Annotated in this window: 21 protein-coding genes and 1 pseudogene; 12 read left to right on the top strand and 10 right to left on the bottom strand. The window is 43.5% G+C overall.

Going from position 1 to position 17,717, the window contains the following annotated elements; all coding sequences use genetic code 11:
* Nucleotide 1: 1 nt before the first annotated feature.
* From ccoS to JV36_RS0107085, 6 genes are all read left to right on the top strand, one after another.
* Nucleotides 2-217: a cbb3-type cytochrome oxidase assembly protein CcoS gene (gene ccoS / locus JV36_RS0107110; RefSeq protein ID WP_032096245.1), complete on the top strand. Its 216-nt coding sequence runs from the start codon at nucleotides 2-4 to the stop codon at nucleotides 215-217.
* A complete protein-coding gene (locus JV36_RS0107105) occupies nucleotides 204-863 on the top strand; it encodes a sulfite exporter TauE/SafE family protein (RefSeq protein ID WP_032096246.1) in 660 nt (219 codons plus the stop codon). The genes ccoS and JV36_RS0107105 overlap by 14 nt, the downstream gene beginning before the upstream one ends.
* A gap of 47 nt (nucleotides 864-910) precedes the next feature.
* Nucleotides 911-1,651, top strand: a complete 741-nt coding sequence (fnr, locus tag JV36_RS0107100; protein WP_032096247.1) for a fumarate/nitrate reduction transcriptional regulator Fnr — start codon at nucleotides 911-913, stop codon at nucleotides 1,649-1,651.
* A gap of 117 nt (nucleotides 1,652-1,768) precedes the next feature.
* Entirely contained in the window at nucleotides 1,769-2,692 is a 924-nt protein-coding gene (gene uspE, locus JV36_RS0107095; protein WP_032096248.1) for a universal stress protein UspE, read from the top strand.
* A gap of 180 nt (nucleotides 2,693-2,872) precedes the next feature.
* The gene (ttcA, locus tag JV36_RS0107090) at nucleotides 2,873-3,826 is read left to right on the top strand and encodes a tRNA 2-thiocytidine(32) synthetase TtcA (protein ID WP_032096249.1); all 954 of its coding nucleotides are present in this window, start codon (nucleotides 2,873-2,875) and stop codon (nucleotides 3,824-3,826) included.
* Entirely contained in the window at nucleotides 3,827-4,837 is a 1,011-nt protein-coding gene (locus tag JV36_RS0107085; protein ID WP_032096250.1) for a patatin-like phospholipase family protein, read from the top strand.
* On the opposite strand, the gene JV36_RS0107080 is transcribed toward JV36_RS0107085, so the two are convergent.
* Genes JV36_RS0107080 through JV36_RS0107070 form a run of 3 tightly spaced genes read right to left on the bottom strand, consistent with a single transcriptional unit; the run spans nucleotide 4,829 to nucleotide 6,976 of the window.
* Nucleotides 4,829-5,464: a DUF2987 domain-containing protein gene (locus JV36_RS0107080; RefSeq protein ID WP_032096251.1), complete on the bottom strand. Its 636-nt coding sequence runs from the start codon at nucleotides 5,462-5,464 to the stop codon at nucleotides 4,829-4,831. The genes JV36_RS0107085 and JV36_RS0107080 overlap by 9 nt on opposite strands.
* Entirely contained in the window at nucleotides 5,461-6,252 is a 792-nt protein-coding gene (locus JV36_RS0107075) for a glucosaminidase domain-containing protein (RefSeq protein WP_032096252.1), read from the bottom strand. The genes JV36_RS0107080 and JV36_RS0107075 overlap by 4 nt, the downstream gene beginning before the upstream one ends.
* Entirely contained in the window at nucleotides 6,245-6,976 is a 732-nt protein-coding gene (locus tag JV36_RS0107070; protein ID WP_032096253.1) for a stress protein, read from the bottom strand. The genes JV36_RS0107075 and JV36_RS0107070 overlap by 8 nt, the downstream gene beginning before the upstream one ends.
* A gap of 797 nt (nucleotides 6,977-7,773) precedes the next feature.
* Here JV36_RS0107070 and JV36_RS0107065 point away from each other — a divergent pair.
* On the top strand, nucleotides 7,774-8,205 hold the full coding sequence (locus tag JV36_RS0107065; protein ID WP_032096254.1) for a hypothetical protein: 432 nt from the start codon (nucleotides 7,774-7,776) through the stop codon (nucleotides 8,203-8,205).
* 39 nt (nucleotides 8,206-8,244) lie between these two features.
* Here the strand turns inward: JV36_RS0107065 and JV36_RS0107060 are convergent, their stop codons facing one another.
* The 5 genes and pseudogenes from JV36_RS0107060 to JV36_RS0107040 all read right to left on the bottom strand — a co-directional run bounded on the left by JV36_RS0107060 (nucleotide 8,245) and on the right by JV36_RS0107040 (nucleotide 11,896).
* The gene (locus tag JV36_RS0107060) at nucleotides 8,245-8,871 is read right to left on the bottom strand and encodes a LysE family translocator (RefSeq protein WP_032096255.1); all 627 of its coding nucleotides are present in this window, start codon (nucleotides 8,869-8,871) and stop codon (nucleotides 8,245-8,247) included.
* Between the two features lie 11 nt (nucleotides 8,872-8,882).
* A pseudogene (cobB, locus tag JV36_RS0107055) lies at nucleotides 8,883-9,644 on the bottom strand (Sir2 family NAD+-dependent deacetylase); the annotation flags it as partial.
* 46 nt (nucleotides 9,645-9,690) lie between these two features.
* A complete protein-coding gene (locus JV36_RS0107050) occupies nucleotides 9,691-10,518 on the bottom strand; it encodes a sulfurtransferase (RefSeq protein WP_032096257.1) in 828 nt (275 codons plus the stop codon).
* A 119-nt stretch (nucleotides 10,519-10,637) separates the two neighbouring features.
* Complete coding sequence (gene tpx / locus JV36_RS0107045) at nucleotides 10,638-11,135, bottom strand: thiol peroxidase (RefSeq protein WP_032096258.1); 498 nt, start codon at nucleotides 11,133-11,135, stop codon at nucleotides 10,638-10,640.
* A gap of 77 nt (nucleotides 11,136-11,212) precedes the next feature.
* Nucleotides 11,213-11,896, bottom strand: coding sequence for a tRNA-uridine aminocarboxypropyltransferase (locus JV36_RS0107040; RefSeq protein WP_032096259.1), 684 nt, complete (start codon nucleotides 11,894-11,896; stop codon nucleotides 11,213-11,215).
* A 210-nt stretch (nucleotides 11,897-12,106) separates the two neighbouring features.
* Here JV36_RS0107040 and JV36_RS0107035 point away from each other — a divergent pair, with 210 nt between their 5' ends.
* Nucleotides 12,107-13,222, top strand: coding sequence for an EAL domain-containing protein (locus JV36_RS0107035; RefSeq protein WP_032096260.1), 1,116 nt, complete (start codon nucleotides 12,107-12,109; stop codon nucleotides 13,220-13,222).
* A 126-nt stretch (nucleotides 13,223-13,348) separates the two neighbouring features.
* Here JV36_RS0107035 and JV36_RS0107030 read toward each other — a convergent pair whose 3' ends face one another.
* Both JV36_RS0107030 and JV36_RS0107025 read right to left on the bottom strand, forming a co-directional pair.
* Entirely contained in the window at nucleotides 13,349-14,137 is a 789-nt protein-coding gene (locus JV36_RS0107030; RefSeq protein WP_032096261.1) for a phytanoyl-CoA dioxygenase family protein, read from the bottom strand.
* A gap of 57 nt (nucleotides 14,138-14,194) precedes the next feature.
* Entirely contained in the window at nucleotides 14,195-14,608 is a 414-nt protein-coding gene (locus JV36_RS0107025) for a VOC family protein (protein ID WP_032096262.1), read from the bottom strand.
* Nucleotides 14,609-15,086: 478 nt separating this feature from the next.
* Here JV36_RS0107025 and JV36_RS0107020 point away from each other — a divergent pair, with 478 nt between their 5' ends.
* The 4 genes from JV36_RS0107020 to JV36_RS0107005 all read left to right on the top strand — a co-directional run bounded on the left by JV36_RS0107020 (nucleotide 15,087) and on the right by JV36_RS0107005 (nucleotide 17,558).
* Complete coding sequence (locus JV36_RS0107020) at nucleotides 15,087-16,340, top strand: tyrosine-type recombinase/integrase (protein ID WP_032096263.1); 1,254 nt, start codon at nucleotides 15,087-15,089, stop codon at nucleotides 16,338-16,340.
* Nucleotides 16,337-17,020: a hypothetical protein gene (locus tag JV36_RS0107015; RefSeq protein ID WP_152561545.1), complete on the top strand. Its 684-nt coding sequence runs from the start codon at nucleotides 16,337-16,339 to the stop codon at nucleotides 17,018-17,020. Before JV36_RS0107020 ends, JV36_RS0107015 begins: the two co-directional genes overlap by 4 nt.
* Before the next feature lie 95 nt (nucleotides 17,021-17,115).
* A complete protein-coding gene (locus JV36_RS0107010; protein WP_032096265.1) occupies nucleotides 17,116-17,295 on the top strand; it encodes a helix-turn-helix transcriptional regulator in 180 nt (59 codons plus the stop codon).
* Nucleotides 17,296-17,297: 2 nt separating this feature from the next.
* Nucleotides 17,298-17,558, top strand: a complete 261-nt coding sequence (locus JV36_RS0107005) for a hypothetical protein (protein ID WP_032096266.1) — start codon at nucleotides 17,298-17,300, stop codon at nucleotides 17,556-17,558.
* Nucleotides 17,559-17,717 lie beyond the last annotated feature (159 nt).

Here is a 17,717-nt window from a genome sequence, read left to right as displayed (position 1 = left end):
CATGAGCATTATTTATGTCTTAATTCCCATTGCGATTATCATTGTTGCTCTTGCGATCGTTATCTTTTTTTGGGCTGTTAAATCAAATCAATTTGAAGACTTAGACCGACAAGGTTACAGCATTTTGTTTGATGACGACTTACCGCCAGAAGAGAAGAAGCTGGCCGAACAACGCAAAAAGCTTCAACAAGAACAAGATAAGTATGGATCAGATTAATTACTTTTCTGCATTTTTGATTGGCTTAGCCGGCGGCGTGCACTGCGTTGGAATGTGCGGTGGCATTGTATCGGCGCTTAGAATGGTAACGCCAAAAGATAAACCTGCACTTCCCTTCACTCTTGCATACAACATTGGTCGTATTATTAGTTACACCCTTGCAGGTGCAATCACCGGCGCCTTAGGCAAAATGGCCTCCGACTTTGTGCCCGTGGCCAGTTATGCGTTGTCCATTTTAAGTGCTGTTATGGTATTTTTATTGGCATGCTATTTAGGAAAATGGTGGACAGGGCTTACGGCGCTTGAGAGTGTGGGCAAACATTTATTTCGCTATATCCAGCCGGTTTCAAAACGCTTTCTCCCCTTTAAAACCCCTTTTAGTGCCATACCCTATGGGTTTATTTGGGGTTGGTTGCCGTGTGGCCTAGTTTACTCCACCTTAACCTGGTCTCTCGCGGCGGGCTCAGCGGTTCAAGGCGCTGGTATCATGTTGTGTTTTGGGCTGGGTACACTGCCAACCTTGCTTGCTGTAAGCACCGGTAGCCAGTATATTATTCAGGGGTTTAAGCATAGTGCTGTTCGACAATGCATCGCCATTGCCATGGCCTTATATGCAGCTTATCTTATTTATAGCGCATTATCCTAAATGATGTTGTACCATTTAGGGGTGTGAACTTACAGAGAATAGAAATTATGAGCAAAGGAAGCGGATTCTCTATCCACTGCCAAAACTGCAGCTTCAGTCACTTGTGTTTACCAGTGGCGTTGAATAAGACCGAGATTGAATCTCTCGATGACATCATCGAACGCAAAAAGCCGCTGCACAAAGGTGACACATTAATTAATAACGGCGACACGTTTACGTCATTATTTGCAGTAAGAACCGGATCGTTCAAATCATTTGTGACTAATTCAGATGGTGAAGAACAAATAACCGGTTTTCATTTCCCTGGTGATATTGTGGGTTTCGATGCGCTTCGCGAAAGTAGACATCAAAGCTACACCCAGGCGCTAGAAACGGCCATGGTATGTGAGCTTCCCTACGACACCCTTGATGAAATGTCTGTTCAGTTTCCCAAGCTTCGCCATCAAATCATGAGTTTTATGAGCGCTGAAATAAAGCAAGATCACGATATGATCATGATGCTCAATAAACGCACTGCTGAAGAACGCCTGCTTTATTTTATATCTCACTTGTCTCAGCGTTTTGAAGAGCGTGGTTTCTCTCACCGAGAGTTTCACCTAACCATGACCCGCAACGAAATTGGGAATTACTTAGGCCTGACTATTGAGACTATCAGTCGGTTACTGAGTCGTTTTCAAAAAGAAGGGTTAATTAAAGTGGATGGCAAACTGATCACCATACTCGATTTTGATGCTATCGACGGCAAAGTCACCGCCCTTAAAGGGCCGAGCATTGTTTGCAATGGTTAGCGCACGTTAACGTGGTAGAAGGCTTTGACAAATTTGTTAAAATTTTGATCTAAAACAAGCCACGTTTTCCCTATTGTCTATTACACTTAATGAAGAGCTTCATAGGAAGGAGAAGTTATGATTGAGTGTAATCACATTTTAGCGGTAGTCGATGCTGAGCGTGACAACCAACCTGCGTTAAGCCGCGCTCTCGAGGTTGCCCAAAAAACAGGCGCAACGGTTACTGCGCTAATGGTTGTGTACGACCTATCTTACGATATGACCACCATGCTAAGCCCTGACGAGCGCGATACTATGCGCGATGCTGTCACTAAAGACCAATCTAAGCGACTGTCACAGCAGCTCAAAGAGCAAGGTTTTTCCAATATCGACATAGTGGTTGAGTGGAACAATAAAGCGTACGAATCCATCATTTTCTATGCGCTTAACAACCAAATCGACTTAGTCGTCAAAGCAACAAAAAATCACGACGACCTAGCTTCTGTTATATTCACGCCAACCGACTGGCATCTCATGAGAAAGTGCCCTCGCCCAGTGTTGTTAGTAAAAGACCATGACTGGCCTGAAAATGGTGAAATTATTGCGGCGGTAAACGTGGGCAGCGAAGATGAAGAGCACGAAGCCCTGAATGACAAGATAACCGACATTGCCAATGAATATGCTCGGCTGCTAAAAGGCCATGTTAATCTGGTCAATAGCTACCCCGCTACTCCGCTCAACATAGCCATAGAGGTTCCCGAGTTTGATTCGGAGAAGTACCACAGCGCGGTTAAAAATCATCATCTTGATGAAATGAATGCCCATGCAGCAAAACACGACATTGCCCCTAACAAATGTATTGTAAAAGAAGGGCTACCTGAACGTGTTATCCCGCAAGTTGCAAAAGAGATAGATGCTGAGCTAGTGATCATAGGCACCGTTGGGCGGGTTGGCATATCGGCGGCGCTGATTGGCAATACCGCAGAACATGTTATTGATGCGCTAAATTGCGACGTGTTAGCCGTAAAGCCTAACGGTTTTGTGTCGCCCTATACCGTGTAGTGCTGACAAATGCCTAAAGGTGCCCGCTATTTACGCTGAGAAAACGCAAAAAAATAACGACAGTGTGTAACAGGGGTGTAATGAAACTGAAAGCGAAGATATTTAACGTACACAAGCATAGTTAACAAAAGCCGCTTTATTGTATAATGGCGGCTTTCACACAAACCAAGTTAGTTAATTATGAGTTTAGGCACAAACGGCGCTGAATCGTCGTCCTCTGCTGCAGCGCAAAGTAAGCAAAAACACAATTTCAATAAATTGCAAAAGCGTCTTCGTCGCAATGTGGGTAAAGCCATAGCCGACTTTGGCATGATTGAAGAGAATGACAAAGTGATGGTATGTCTGTCAGGCGGTAAAGACAGTTACACCATGCTCGACATTCTTATGTTTTTGAAGCGCGCCGCCCCTATTCACTTTGATATTGTGGCAGTGAACCTAGACCAAAAACAACCTGGCTTTCCAGAGCATATTCTTCCTGAATATTTATCCAGCTTAGGCGTAGCCTATCAGATAGTAGAAGAAGACACTTACTCTATCGTGAAAGATAAGATTCCTGAGGGCAAAACCACGTGTTCTTTATGTTCTAGGCTGCGCAGAGCTATTTTGTATCGCACAGCAAAAGAACTTGGGGCGACCAAAATAGCGTTAGGTCATCACCGAGATGACATGCTTGAAACGTTTTTCCTCAATATGTTTCACGGTGGAAAACTCAAATCTATGCCGCCTAAGCTAGTCAGTGATAACGGCGAGCATATCGTTATACGCCCCTTGGCGTATTGCACCGAAAGCGACATACAACAATACTCTACACTGTCTGGCTTTCCTATTATCCCGTGTAATTTGTGTGGTTCACAAGATAATTTACAGCGTCAGCATATTAAGGGCATGCTTCAAGATTGGAATAAGCGCTTTCCTGGACGAATTGAGTCTATGTTTAGTGCCCTTCAGAATGTGGCGCCATCCCATTTAGTTGATAGTAACTTATACGACTTTCAATCAATAACTACACATGATGGCCCGGTGAAAGATGGCGACATTGGCTTTGACGAGCCCACTTTTGAAAAGCCAGAAAGTGACCAGTCAGCCGAGGCAGCAGACACTATCGACATCATCAACATTATGGAACCTCAATAGATGAAAATTGGACTCGCTTTAGGAGCGGGTGCAGCGAGAGGCTGGACCCACATTGGTATTATACAAGCACTAGAAAAACTAGGTATTAAGATTGATGTTGTGGCAGGTTGTTCTATTGGTGCGTACGTAGGCGCCGCGTATTCAAGTGGTAAGCTTGAAGGTCTTAAAGAGTGGGCCTGCTCCCTTAGTGATTGGCAGGTGTTAGCCCTCATGGGCGTTGGGCTGCGCAGAGGCGGCCTAGCCAGCGGACAAAAAGTGTTTGATAAACTCGCCAGTGACTTTTGCGCTGATAGCTTTGAGGCAATGAATAAGCCATTTGCCGCAGTGGCCACAGATTTGTATACCGGGCGCGAAGTTGTTTTTGATTCAGGCCCGGTGGGCACTTCAATTCAAGCGTCTTGTGCCATTCCAGCGCTTTTCTCACCGGTAGCGTACAATGACAGGTGGTTGGTAGACGGTGCAGTGGTCAACCCTGTGCCTGTGAACCTCTGTCGACAGCTAGGCGCAGATTTTGTCATTGCGGTTAATCTGAATGCAGACTTTAGACCCCTTAGACTTGAAAAGTTGCGTAAAGATCACGAAGACAATCAAAGAAAAACCGAAGACTTCTTTACCAAAAGCCAAAACGCACTGAAACAGTGGTTCTCTTCAGACAGTAAGTCAGAAGACAGTGATTCCGAAGACGGTCTTGATAAAAAAACCAAGAGCAATAACGACTCATTAGGGGCTGAAGTTATCGAAAAGGTTGAAGAAGAAGTCATGGAAGTTCCTGCAAAGGTCAATAAGAAGAACCCGCCGGGAATAATGAGCGTAATGAGTAGTTCGTTAGAGATATTGCAAGCTAGAGTAACCCGTTCTCGACTTGCTGGCGATCCGCCAGATATCTTAATTGAGCCGCAACTCACTGACGTTGGTATTATGGAATTTCACCGAGCAGAAGAGCTCTGCGCAAAGGGCGAAGAAACTATCACCCGTCTGGCAGAGCAAATACGCTATCAGCTATTAACTTGATGCCATTGCGGTAATACGAAGCGGAGCTTGAGGTAACGATAACCCTTTTGCTTCGCTTATCCACTCTTGCTCAATATGCAATACACCATTGGTGATGGTCACGCCCTCAGGCGTAATATAATCTAAATCTCTGTCCTCAAAATGTATCATCAAGCCTTTAACCGTTGGCATGAGAAAAGACAGGAAGCTCCCCATTTCATTAAAGAACGCTTCGTACTGGCCATACACAAACGTTAACTCATCTTTGGTATAGCGAGCTTTTAAATACTCTGGTTTAGTCTCAAGCTGTACCGACATGTCGCACACATTGGCGCGCTCAACCAACGATATCCGTATTATTGCATTTGCAAGTTTAAGCGCTTTTTCGGTAGGCACCGTAAAGCGTCCTTCATTGCTTACATCTAGGCTCATTGTTTGTTTATCAGTGACAATTTCAGCGCTGGTAATCCCGCATAAACGCCCTTCACCTACACGTAGAAATCCGAATGCGAATTGCAAAGCTTGGGTATCTTCGTTATCCAACTTTTTTACGTGGCTGTAAAACCGACTGTATTCAACATCAATTGTTTCTGCAATTGACTGACCGGTGAAAAATCCACACAGCAACACCATAGCAACTCGTATCATTCGCCCAAAAACTCCTCGTTGTATTTGATCATATTTTGTAGTTCTTCCACGTAGGCAGCGCCACGCTCAGAATATTTCATTAAGCCTTCGGCTAACGCTACACCGTTAATAGCAATTTGATTGGCTCTTAATCGGCTACGAATTTCTCGTAAATCCTTATACGCATCGTGCCGGTTTAGGTTTCGCATATAGGTGTATGTAGCCCGTGATAGGTTGTCGAACTTTGCCACCTCATGAGAAGCATCATCATTTCTTCGGCTTGGAACAAAGCCGCATCCTTTGCTAAAACACCACAATCCGAAAAAGTTATAGCCGTCGCGGGCGAATCTACTTGTACCCCACGCTGACTCATTAGCAGCCTGTACCAAGACGAGCTCAGCAGGCAACACATCAATTTTTTGCAATAAATTAAGCAGTTTAGTGTTCAGCGGATCTGAAGACTTCACTCGGTACTCTTTTTCTAACCACGCCAGACGGGTAATGTCGTCTTCACTAAAAGGCTCTTCAGCTAGCGCTTTTCGATAAAGGGTTTGCACATAATGACGAAGTGTAAGCAAGTACGCGTTTTGTTTTTCTACCTCTGGCCTCAAATAGTTAAAAAAAGCAGCCTTCTTTTCCTCTACCTGTGTGTAGACAGAAAAATCTGGTACGGGCTTTTTCGCCTTGATAGTTTCTGGAACGTCGAGAATGTCCTGGGTTTCCTCATTGAAGATAATGGCGTTAATAACAATAACAGCCAATACACCAATGGTGATGAGGACAATTTTAAACGTTTCTCGCTTATGCATTAAAATTAGACTCTTTTACGTCATTTCCTGATGCAGTGACACTGGCGCCTTGTTCTCCTATTAATTCATCGTACAGCAATCCCATCGCGCTGAAATAAAAGGGTAATACCCAAATTAGCGATAAACCAAAGGTAAGCGGCACAGTAGCAAATAATAGAAAGAAAACGCCGTATACGCTCAGCATTTGACTCCAATATGCATTAAAAACGCGACAAGAGAGGATAATTGCGCTGATAGGCGTTAATTTTCTATCTGCCACCAGCATAAGAGCAAACGACGAGGCGAGATAAAAGTAGATGCCAGGAATGATGAGTAGCACTAAGCCTAATTGCACTAAGATGCTGTTAACCAGCTGTGTTAACGCAACTAAAAACAGTAAAGGGAAATAGGCAAAAACCGAAAAGACTGTGGTGCTTTCTCCTCTAGCATGTTTAACGCCAGCCATGTAAAGGCCGGTTATTAACGGAGAAACAATACATATAGCCACAATTTCAAAAATTGATTGATGCTCAAAAATATAACTACCGTCATCGTTGATAGTGATAAACCGTTGAGCAATCACTCCCATCACTACAAAGGCGAGAAACAGGACAACGCTGCTTTGAAGCAGAGGCGAAAAGTTAGCTTTTGTTAATACAGAAGCTTTTTTCAAGAGCGATTTCAGATCGAATTGATATTGCTTTGCCAATGTTGTGTTTAGGCGGTCAGAATTAACGTCTTTCACTTCGTTCCTATTTTAAAACGTAATAACCGCGCGAGTATAACAATTCACGCAGTTGAATGCTTGTCTGTAACTCAACAACAGTTGCCTTTGTGCGTTAATAGTTATTAACATGGCAAAATTCAAGGTTTGCTTTTCTATCTTTATTTTTCTGTCTTTGTTTCGCCTATCTTTTTTTACACTGCCCATGCTCAGTCATCTGTGCCTATTGTCTGTTGTTTGTATTGCGTTGCGTTCGACATTAACGTCAGTCAAAAGAGTAAGCACATTGAAGAAATACTTGGGTGAACGCGAAACACGTTTCATATAATTAAGGTATTATGCCTGAATACTAGGGCGTGTTGATCTTTGCTGTACATTTTTGCAGCGGTCTGTGAGCTATTTAGACAAGCCGAATGGTTGAAGGTCTAGCGGGCTAAATCGAAACCGTTTTACGCAGGATAAATAGCTCACAGGCGCTGCCCGAAGGGGGCGTTATGGAAGCATTTTACTCTTTGTCGCCGCTTTTTTATTTGGGCCCTTTGACTTAGCCCACTAGGCCTACAGGACTGTTTCGCGATTAAAATGCTTCCATTTAGCCCAAAACTTGTACAACAAAGATCAACACGCCCTAAGAGGCACTTCGAAAGATGTTTGTCGCGAGGTTTTTGCCATAGCGTGAACGCTTGATGATTACCTTGTGATTACTGTTTGAAGCTTACTTATTGAAGACTATTACTTGCATGGCACCAGTACTTTATTGCTGCTTGCTTTGCCGATAGCGCTATCGCGTTTAATACCAGAGATGGACATGTGTTTTTATGATCAATACCAAAATATATAAAGCTGTATATCAACTTAGCGAGCAGCTTATGGAAGCTGCCAATAAAGACGACAGAGAAACCTTCGACGCATTATACAAAGAGCTGAATGCGCTGTGTATTGAACACGAAGATACTCCAAAAGATCATCCCGAACAGTGGGAAACCCTGGCCGATTTCACAGAAGAACTGGTTGATGCGCTCGTTATTTATGCCAAGGCACTTAAAAAAGCAGAAAAGATAAATTCCAAAGACCACCTCTCTTCCATTGCGTTTTCAATGGCTCAATTACAGGTAGAATGCGGCCAAAAGTACGCAGCCATAAAAAGCCTTGAATCAGCGAAAGTGAGTGCTAATAAAATTGAGGACAAAGAGTTAAAAGAAGAAATTGCTGACATGCTGGCAACCCTTTCTCCAGATTCTGAAGAGTAAGCACGCTCTATCTGCTTAATCTTACCAAAGCAGGTCGCGTTAACCCGCGACCAGCTTCACTGCTAACCCCACCAATAAAACGCCCATTGCGCGGTCTAACCAATAGCCTTTCTTGCCAATGAACTCTGCCACTTTTGAGGTGCTGAGCATATAGGATAAAAAGCAAAACCACAGCCCGGTGGCTATCGCAAGGTAAATACCATACCCCAACCGTACGCTGAAAGGCGTGTCGATACTGATGATGGCAGTGAACAACGACAGAAAGAATAAGGTAGCTTTAGGATTGAGTCCGTTAGTCAGAAAACCCATCCAAAGTGCTTTTTTCGGCGATATCATAGCGGTTGCAACTTTTTGCTCATCTGGCAAAGCATCCGTAGATGGACTGCTTCTTAGCGCCCCAAACGCAAGGTAAAGTAAATAGGCCGCTGCCAAATAGCTAAACGTGGTAAATAGCCAAGGCGTAGTGGCAATAACCACACTAAGCCCTACTAGCGAATAGGCTACATGCAATAAAATAGCAGCACCGATGCCTACGCTGGTGAATATCGCAATACGACGTCCATAAGCGACACTATTTCTCACCACAATGGCAAAGTCTGGGCCGGGGCTTGCCACAGCAACTAAATGTACTAAAGCGATGGTAAGGAATTCGTTGAGGTACTGCATTAATTTGTCTTCTATTTGGTATATTGAGCAATAGTGTCGTCGACCCATTTCGGTACAACATCTGAGGCCAACCCCGTAAGCGACTCATCAAATAATGCATTTGAGCTGCCTGGTTCTAAATTCGCCTCAATCGTGTGGGCTCCCGCGCTTTTTGCGAGCTGCACGAAGCCCGCTGCTGGATACACATTACCAGAGGTACCAATGGCGATAAAAATGTCTGCGGTAGAAAGATGTGACATTATTTCGTCCATATACATGGGCATTTCACCAAACCAGACTATGTCTGGTCTTAAGGTTTTATTACTACAGCAAGGACACGCCGTATTACCATCAAATGATTCAGACCATTCAAATGTTTGGTTTGAGAAACTACATCGAGCAGAGAGAAGTTCGCCGTGCATATGCAGCACACGTTCGCTGCCCCCGTGTTCATGCAAATTATCGACGTTTTGTGTTACTAACACCAATTGCGCTTTCCAATGCTGCTCTAATGTAGCAAGTGCATGGTGAGCCTTATTGGCAGACACTTGGTTGTCTTGCAATTGTGCTCTGCGCGCATTGTAAAAGCGGTATACTAACTCAGGGTTATTTTCGAAGGCTTGTGGTGTTGCCACGTCCTCAACGCTGTGATTTTCCCACAGGCCGTTATTATCACGAAAGGTTTGTAACCCCGACTCCGCAGAAATGCCTGCACCAGTCAGTACCACGATTTTTGGCAGTGTTTTTAATTGAGTCATGGTTTTCAATCCATTGGAATGACTATGTCTGATTCGTTGGTTCTTTAGCGTTAGATCTTTATTGTTAAATTGTACCTAAGCATTAATCAACAATAACGGGATATTGAGGATCGGCACCCCACTCTGACCAAGAACCGTCATAAATGGAGACTTCTTTCGCGCCACATAAAAGGGCGGCAAAACCAACAACACATGCTGTAATTCCCGACCCACAGGTACAAATAATCGGCAAAGACAAATTAATACCTGCACGCTCAAAAGCTTGCTTGAGAGAGTCTATAGAGAGATAGCGACCGTTATCAATAAGACTACCGAAAGGCAAGTTTAATGCGCCAGGCATATGACCTGAGCGCACACCAGCACGAGGTTCAGATACTTCCCCTCTAAAACGTGGAGTACTTCTCGCATCTACCAGTTGTGCATCTGTATTGAGTGATTGAAGCACCGCGCTAGAATTAACAAACCATCCATTGCGAGGTGACGGGTGGTAAGTCAGTTTGCCAAAGTGCTGTTGCTCCGATACAGGAAGACCTGCGTCTTTCCAAGCAGGCTGTCCACCATCAAGTAGATACACATCATTGTGACCTAGCGCTTTTAGCATCCACCAAGCACGAGGCGCACTATAAATGCCTCTCGTATCGTAGGCCACAACGGTGGTGTTTGCTGTTATGCCCTGCTTTCCTAAATATACTGCGAGATCTTCGGCAGACGGCATACTGTGGGGAAAACCAGTGGCATGATCGCTGCCCTCACCGTCTAGGTCTAAATCGACTGAGGCTGGCAATACCATGGCACCCCGCTTGTCGGGTGTTTGAGTAAGCGGGTCGTCCATCAACGCTCGCAGAAGGGTTACAGGTTTCTCCTGCATTTTACTGGCAAGTTCTCCAACTTGAAGTAACGTTGATGTCATAGGTGTCTCCTAAAAATACAAATCGCAGTATTTATAAATACATTGAGTACCGCTGACACGCTTATTTATGCCAGCGGTTTCCAATCGATTATATAAACTGCACAATCAATTAAGAGAGTTTAGCTTAACGCAGCAACTGCGGCATCATAATTTGGTTCTTCAGTAGTTTCAGCTACTTGCTCGGTGTAAACCACGTTACCTTTGGTATCGATAACAACAACACAACGGGACATTAAACCTGTTAATGGTGCTGATTCAAACGCAACACCGTAGTCGTCGCCAAATGAAGAGCGGAATGTAGAACCGGTAATAACATTCTCAATCCCCTCGGCACCACAAAAGCGGCCTGCAGCAAACGGTAAGTCTGCTGACACACAAATGACAACTGTATTGTCTAGCGTTGCAGCATGTTCATTAAACTTGCGTACCGATGTGGCACAGGTTCCAGTGTCAATTGATGGAAAAATGTTTAATACAACTTGCTTTCCAGACAAGTCAGACAAAGCAACTTCACTTAAATCTGCTTTAACTAGCGTAAATGCAGGTGCACTTGCGCCTACACTGGGTAATTCGCCTACCGTTTTTACTTCATTACCTTGAAATGTTACTGATGACATTAAAAATCTCCGAATGGCTAGTTGAAAAAATTGTAGCAACCAGAGTGTCGCAAATAATGCTTAGGCTTGTAAACGTATTACTTCACCTGCGCACTGGCAAAGTCTAGTTTGTCACGCAAGTGAGGTTTTCCTTTTACATATTCTCGCCGAAAAATACTGAAATACTGAGCAAGCTTTTCTGCCCCTTCCTTTTCTTCAGCCATAGCCAATATATGCACCCCAACCTCTGCGGTGCAGTGTTGAAACATATGCGATGACTCACGCAGCAAATAATCAGATGAGCCTTCAAGGTTCACCCCTAAAACGGGCAAGTTTGAAAGGTAATCACTTTTACTGAACATTTTTTTAGCTTCGCGCCAGGTTCCATCAAGAAAAATAAAAAGAAGCTTTTTCTCACCTGACACAGGCGGTTTGTCAATGCGGTGGATTTCGTTGGCATATTCGTGGGGAAACACCACAACAGGCTGATAGGCGGGGTTATTAATCATTGCCAGCATATCTGCTGCTGGCTCAGTGCGATGCCACAAAAACGCGTAATTTTCCTTCACCACATCGGCAATTAACCGACCCGTATTCGTTGGCTTAAAGTACTCCCCCTTGTACATGAGAATCAACACGGCAACATCCGTGCCCAATTCAGGTTTGTAGGCACAAATACATTGAGGAATAGGCAGAAGGCACGCATCACAGCGTTTTACTTTGCTTCCTCGAGCATGAAATGGGCGCTCTGCTTTTAACAGCTCTTGTGCGCGCAGCGCCATAACTGAGTTCAACGGTTACCCTTACCAATGGATGATCAATACGATTGCGAATAGTACCACACTTGCCGGTATTCACCTGTTAGTACAACGTTGCTTACCGATTAAATATAACCATCTATAAGCGCCTGTTATAAGAATTTCATTACATAGGAAACCAAAATACAGTCACTAGTGTAACCATACTCATACGCCATGTTTTAGGAATAACTTATGTACTGCGCCGACTGCGAATCTATTGACGACTATTTTTTTGAGACCACTCACTTTTGGATCTTCCTCCCCACTCTAGAAACATTTTCAAAAGTTGCAGGGCTATGCGGCTCAATGGAAATTCATGCCACTCAGCAGTCTGATCACTGTATTTCTTGCGTAGTAGAACGTCCAAATATTCAAAGATTCATCATGTCCCTCAATGGCGCACTAGAATCAAAAGAAAAAGAAAATACTAAGGTTACCACTGCGTCACACGATCAACAGCCTTCTATTGACGATATGGGCCGTATGGTGACGCTTGAAGTACTGGTTAATCGCTATCAAGCAAAATGGCTGGTGGAAAGTATTGAGAAACAGCGTTACGAATCATGGTTTCAACCCATTGTCAGTGCAATAGATGGACAGGTTTTTGCAAATGAAGGATTGTTTAGGGTTCGCGATGACAATGGCTCAATCGTACCGCCAGCCTTGGCATTTAAACTTGCAGAAAAGTCTGACCTTTTATTCTCGCTCGATTTGGTTGCACGACGTTCTGCAGTAGAGTGCGCAGCAAGAGGCAAATTAAGAACTAAACTATTTATCAACTTTAATCCATCTAGCATTTACGACCCCTCGTACTGCCTGCGGGCGACGGCTGCGGCAATTAATGAAATTGGACTATCGCCATCTGACATTGTGTTTGAAGTAACGGAAACCCATCGGGCCTCAGACATAAACCACCTGAAAGGTATTTTAGCATTCTATCGCAATGCCGGTTTCCAAATCGCCCTCGATGATATTGGCTCTGGGTGGTCCGGTCTTAACTTACTTCAAAGCTTACGCCCTGATTTTGTGAAGATAGACATGGAGCTAGTAAGGAATGTCCATAACGACAGTTACAAACAAAATATCGTTAAGAGTCTTATTCAAATAGCTAACCGCAGTGGTATTGAAGTGATTGCAGAGGGCGTGGAAACTGAAGATGAAGCACAGTGGTTAAAAGACGCCAGAGCGGACTATTTACAAGGGTACTTATACGGCAAGCCAGCTCCTCTTGAGACGTCGCTTACAGAACAAGAAGCCTCAGATATCGAAGATAAAATGAAACCACTCAAAGACGCAGCTGCTGAATAGCCCACGTGTTTAGTAATAATAATTGACCGAGGGCTCGACGCTCTTGGTCAATTACTATTACCGTTATAGCTTAAGCACGCTACCAACTCCTTCGAAACAATAACCAGTTAGTGTCATCACCTATCTTTAAAATATTTTTGCGGACACTTCTCTCGCCAGTGTATACCAGCCATTGTTATTGATGTGCGCCATCTCCTCTTCGGTAGGCAGTACCTGAGGGTCTAAAAAGCACGAAGAGATAGAATGGTACTTTCCCACACACACATCGAAGGCTTTTCTTATCGGGTTGTGCTTATACACGCCCCTGTGCAGCATTTGTCCGTCAAATATCAAGACGTCGCCTCGGGCAAGGTTCATCATCAACGAATCAGGAAGTTCTTCACTGTTTTTATGGCCACCCAACTCAAACCTTACATTGCGCTCTTGCTCTGTGTCCCACCGCTTGTGAGACCCTGGAACAAGCTCAAGGCCTTTTTCGTCTACTAGCGGAATGCGCACATGAAGGTTTAGTATAGAATGCTGCTCATCGCGCTGAGCATTGTCTTCTATATCACTAAACTGCATATCTCTATGCCAGTATGGAAGGCGCTGAGTGTTTGAAGGGTTAAAAAATAATTGAGTATTGTGGAAATACACCCCTTCGCCAAAGATATTGGCAAGCACCGAGGTGAGCTTAAACGGCGCAATTGCGCTAAAAAACTTCTGCCTTTGATGTGGAGCGTCATTAAAGTATTGGGGGCTTGTTAACGAGTGCATGTTAACCAGCCTGTAATCGTATATGGCTTGCTCGTTATTTTTAGTCCAGGTTTCATAAATGCGGTCGACGTGGGTTTCTATCTGAGTAATTTCTTCATTATTGAAAAAATCCCTTAAGATGATAAATCCGCACTCATTAAATTGCGCGTCCAACGTCATATACTCACCGCATCTCTGGTTTACTAAGACTGTATAGAATTTTAGTCGATAGCCATTTTATTCGCTAGCTGCACTACTTTGCAGTAAATCCCATTTGTTTCCGTATAAATCTTGGAAAACGACAACGGTGCCATACTCTTCGACTCTTGGCTCTTCGTCAAACACAACCCCACTGGCTTTCATGTGCTCATAGTCTCGCCAAAAGTCATTGGTATGAAGAAATAGAAAGACTCGGCCTCCTGACTGATTGCCAATGGCACGCTTTTGCTCTTCGGTATTTGCCTTGGAAAATAGCAGATGCGTACCATTTGAATTTGGGGGCGATACCTCTACCCACCGCTTCCCTTCACCTAAGGCTATGTCGTTGATTAAAACGAACTGTAGTTTTTCAATATAAAACTCGAGGGCATCATCGTAATCATCGACCACGATAGAAATATTGCCAATTTGTTGCTTCAGGGGTTGTGACATGATGTGTTCACCAATTTTAAGAATGGATATAGGGGCGAAAGATTACGCGAAGCAAACATGCAACGCCAATGCTTTCATTTGCTGCAATGCACTGTGTCTTCTGATTTAAAGAACTTTGAACTAAAGGCTTTGAATTAAAGAGTTTGAATTAATAGCTTTGGAAAACAGAGTTATGAGCAACAGAGTTTTGAAGGAAATGATTTTTGAATATATCTGCTTTCAGCATAATTGAATGAAGATGATGCTTAGTGCTAAAGAGAAGTATTATATTGAGGTTTGATTTTATGGGAAACATGCAAAAGGTGTGCAAACATAAAATGGTGCCCGGGGCCAGCACCGTTTAAATGTCTAACACCATCTATAACAATCCACGTAAAGCCTATTTAATAAGGCTTCACACCCAATCCACTTGTCTAAATGCATCTACTACCCTATACTGCTATATAATATTTTATGGAAGGTATGTTGGTAGGTAAAAATGCCAAAGAAAGCAGCAGAACTGAAAGATAAGGAAGTCCGTTCGATAGTGAATGGCGGCCAAAAAGGCATCTTTCCGGTAGGCAGAATTGCAGGGTTAAGTATTCAGGTAACGCCACCAGATGCGGCTAGTTGGATACTTCGAACCGTCATTAATGGTCAACGTAAATGGATTGGACTCGGGAGCTATCCTGAAGTCACTCTTTCACAAGCTAGAGAAGAAGCTGGTGAGCTAAAGCGCAGAATAAAGCGTGATGGTTACGATCCTGTTGAAGAACGCCAACAAAGACGTTCTGAAGCTAAAAAGGAACGCCTGAAAACCTATACATTTAAAAAGTTAGCTCTCGAATATGTCGAAAAGCGTTCTCAGGAATTCAAAACAGAACAGCAAGTTCGAAAGCTCACAAATATGTTAGACAACTATGCGTATCCTCACATAGGAGATATGCGTATTGCTGACATTGACCTCAACGGAATTAAATCAGTTTTAGATCCTATTTGGGCAATCAAGACTGAAACGGCAAATAGACTTCGTATTTACATCGGCCATGTTTTCGATATGGCTATCGCCAGAGGGATCTATACGGAATTAAACCCCGCCCGTTGGGACGGAGGCTTAAAAACTCTACTCCCCGCCCCTCAAAAAGTCAGCAAAACCCAACATCACAAAGCATTAGACGTTGAACTCATGCCTGAATTTTGGGCGAAATTAAAACAGAAAGAATGGCTAGGAGCCAAGGTATTGCAATTCGGAATACTAACCGCCACCCGGTCAGCAGAAATGCGCGGGGCATTATGGTCTGAAATCAATTTCGACGAAAAGATTTGGCATATACCCGCTAAACGAATGAAAGGTGAAAATCCTAAAGATCACAACATTCCGCTAAGTACCGCAGCAATCGATCTTTTACATGCCTTGCCGAGAGAATCCGAATTGATATTTCCAAGTGCTAAAGGAACGGCCTTAACAGACGCTACTGTATCAAAAGTGCCAAAGCGTATTGGTTATGACGTAACTACTCATGGTTTCAGAAGTACTTTCAAGGACTGGGCGCGTCAGTATGTTAAATTCGCCCACCAGCCTTACGACGACGATTTAACAGAGTTAGCTCTAGCCCACGTTAATAATGACAGTACCCGAGCCGCCTATGCTCGAAACGCACTATTAGAAGAACGGCGGTCGCTTATGGAGGAATGGGCTCAATACTGCCGGAAACGCTTTACTAATGTGGTCGAAATTAGAGAGGCTAAGTGATGTATTGCGATGAATATGAAGATGACTTAATAGTGCAATTCGATTTATTTTTAAAGACAGGAGACGCCTTTCACTTAAAGAGTCTGATTCTCGGAGAAAATGATATCGTACCATCGGCCGCCGCTAGGTACATATTTGAAAGCCTTATAGACGACCGAATTAATCAAAAACCAACCCCAACTAGAATTTCGAAACACTTGGATAACGCGGTCCCAAAAATCATATACCAAATGGCTGCAGGAGTTAAGAAATCAAAAGCTGTAGACGTGGTAGCAAAGATTTTGAACGTAGATGCGAAAAATTTACTTCGCGATTTTAATGATTATTTACATTTAATAGTTGCAATCCATGGTGTTGATGAGAAAACTATTTTTAGAGATCAAAAATTTGAATTATTAGACCCTCAAACGACTTCACCGAATATGTATGAGGCGTGCGAAAAAATATCCTCAGATGCCATAGAAAAATATAAAAAGCGTAAAGCAAAGGTTGTTTGGTATAACTACCCCATCAGTGAAATCATGCGAGCGGCTAATGATGGTTTGTGCATGATTGATGATGATGCTGCACTAGAATGTATTGAGGGTGAATTGTTTTGCTACAAAGAGGAACTATCAAATAAGGAAAAGCTCGCTCGATATAGAAATGTAATCAAAACAACGTGGGAAAATTGGGTGTAAAACTCTACTAATTTTTACACCTTCATATTGCTGAAACTATTCCAAAAATGTGAAAAATGGGTTGTGTCTTAATTAACTTAAATAGGCACAACACAATGCAAACATATCTATCAGTAAAATCTGTAGCCCATCGCTACGACATAGCAATATCCACCGTTTGGCTTCGCTTAAAACAAGGCAAGCTCCCCTCTCCTGTAAAACTCCACGGTACCTCGACAAGATGGCTATTGAATGACTTAGAGCGCTGGGAAAAACAGCAGAACACGGAGGTTTAATCATGGAGCAGCAGAGAAACTTTGAAGATCTACTTTCCTTATACACTTACTTCGACACAGCTCAGGCGATTGGAATTCTGGAGCATCACGCCTACGCTTTAGCATCGTTCATGGAACTCATGTGCGACTACGAAACAATGGAGGATCTCAAGACTATTAATGAAGAACGCCTAGCTAAAGTGACCCATTGGAGTATCGTTGTTAAGGACCTGCTAAAAGCGAACTTTATTACGGTAATCCCCCGTGGGAAAAGGGGGCACTAATGAGCTCTATTCCTCAATTAAAACAGCGTTTGATAAAAAGCGGCCTTCAAGTTTTCCCTTGTTGGATTAGATACGACGACGCTAAACAGAAATACCTGAAAGGCCCCGCGATACCCAAGGGAGCCAGCTGGCAAACGGTAATCCCGAACGACCCGGCTC

This window comes from Alteromonas sp. LOR (genome assembly GCF_000753865.1).
Taxonomy (GTDB): domain Bacteria; phylum Pseudomonadota; class Gammaproteobacteria; order Enterobacterales; family Alteromonadaceae; genus Alteromonas.
Note: the sequence above shows the minus strand (reverse complement) of the source record. Positions and strands in the feature narration are given on the sequence as shown.

Excerpts from the sequence above, each read along its gene's own strand:
- ccoS (WP_032096245.1), top strand. The coding sequence starts at position 2 with ATGAGCATTATTTATGTCTTAATTCCCATTGCGATTATCATTGTTGCT.
- JV36_RS0107105 (WP_032096246.1), top strand. The coding sequence starts at position 204 with ATGGATCAGATTAATTACTTTTCTGCATTTTTGATTGGCTTAGCCGGC.
- fnr (WP_032096247.1), top strand. The coding sequence starts at position 911 with ATGAGCAAAGGAAGCGGATTCTCTATCCACTGCCAAAACTGCAGCTTC.
- uspE (WP_032096248.1), top strand. The coding sequence starts at position 1,769 with ATGATTGAGTGTAATCACATTTTAGCGGTAGTCGATGCTGAGCGTGAC.
- ttcA (WP_032096249.1), top strand. The coding sequence starts at position 2,873 with ATGAGTTTAGGCACAAACGGCGCTGAATCGTCGTCCTCTGCTGCAGCG.
- JV36_RS0107085 (WP_032096250.1), top strand. The coding sequence starts at position 3,827 with ATGAAAATTGGACTCGCTTTAGGAGCGGGTGCAGCGAGAGGCTGGACC.
- JV36_RS0107080 (WP_032096251.1), bottom strand. The coding sequence starts at position 5,464 with ATGATACGAGTTGCTATGGTGTTGCTGTGTGGATTTTTCACCGGTCAG.
- JV36_RS0107075 (WP_032096252.1), bottom strand. The coding sequence starts at position 6,252 with ATGCATAAGCGAGAAACGTTTAAAATTGTCCTCATCACCATTGGTGTA.
- JV36_RS0107065 (WP_032096254.1), top strand. The coding sequence starts at position 7,774 with ATGATCAATACCAAAATATATAAAGCTGTATATCAACTTAGCGAGCAG.
- JV36_RS0107060 (WP_032096255.1), bottom strand. The coding sequence starts at position 8,871 with ATGCAGTACCTCAACGAATTCCTTACCATCGCTTTAGTACATTTAGTT.
- JV36_RS0107050 (WP_032096257.1), bottom strand. The coding sequence starts at position 10,518 with ATGACATCAACGTTACTTCAAGTTGGAGAACTTGCCAGTAAAATGCAG.
- tpx (WP_032096258.1), bottom strand. The coding sequence starts at position 11,135 with ATGTCATCAGTAACATTTCAAGGTAATGAAGTAAAAACGGTAGGCGAA.
- JV36_RS0107040 (WP_032096259.1), bottom strand. The coding sequence starts at position 11,896 with ATGGCGCTGCGCGCACAAGAGCTGTTAAAAGCAGAGCGCCCATTTCAT.
- JV36_RS0107035 (WP_032096260.1), top strand. The coding sequence starts at position 12,107 with ATGTACTGCGCCGACTGCGAATCTATTGACGACTATTTTTTTGAGACC.
- JV36_RS0107030 (WP_032096261.1), bottom strand. The coding sequence starts at position 14,137 with ATGACGTTGGACGCGCAATTTAATGAGTGCGGATTTATCATCTTAAGG.
- JV36_RS0107025 (WP_032096262.1), bottom strand. The coding sequence starts at position 14,608 with ATGTCACAACCCCTGAAGCAACAAATTGGCAATATTTCTATCGTGGTC.
- JV36_RS0107020 (WP_032096263.1), top strand. The coding sequence starts at position 15,087 with ATGCCAAAGAAAGCAGCAGAACTGAAAGATAAGGAAGTCCGTTCGATA.
- JV36_RS0107010 (WP_032096265.1), top strand. The coding sequence starts at position 17,116 with ATGCAAACATATCTATCAGTAAAATCTGTAGCCCATCGCTACGACATA.
- JV36_RS0107005 (WP_032096266.1), top strand. The coding sequence starts at position 17,298 with ATGGAGCAGCAGAGAAACTTTGAAGATCTACTTTCCTTATACACTTAC.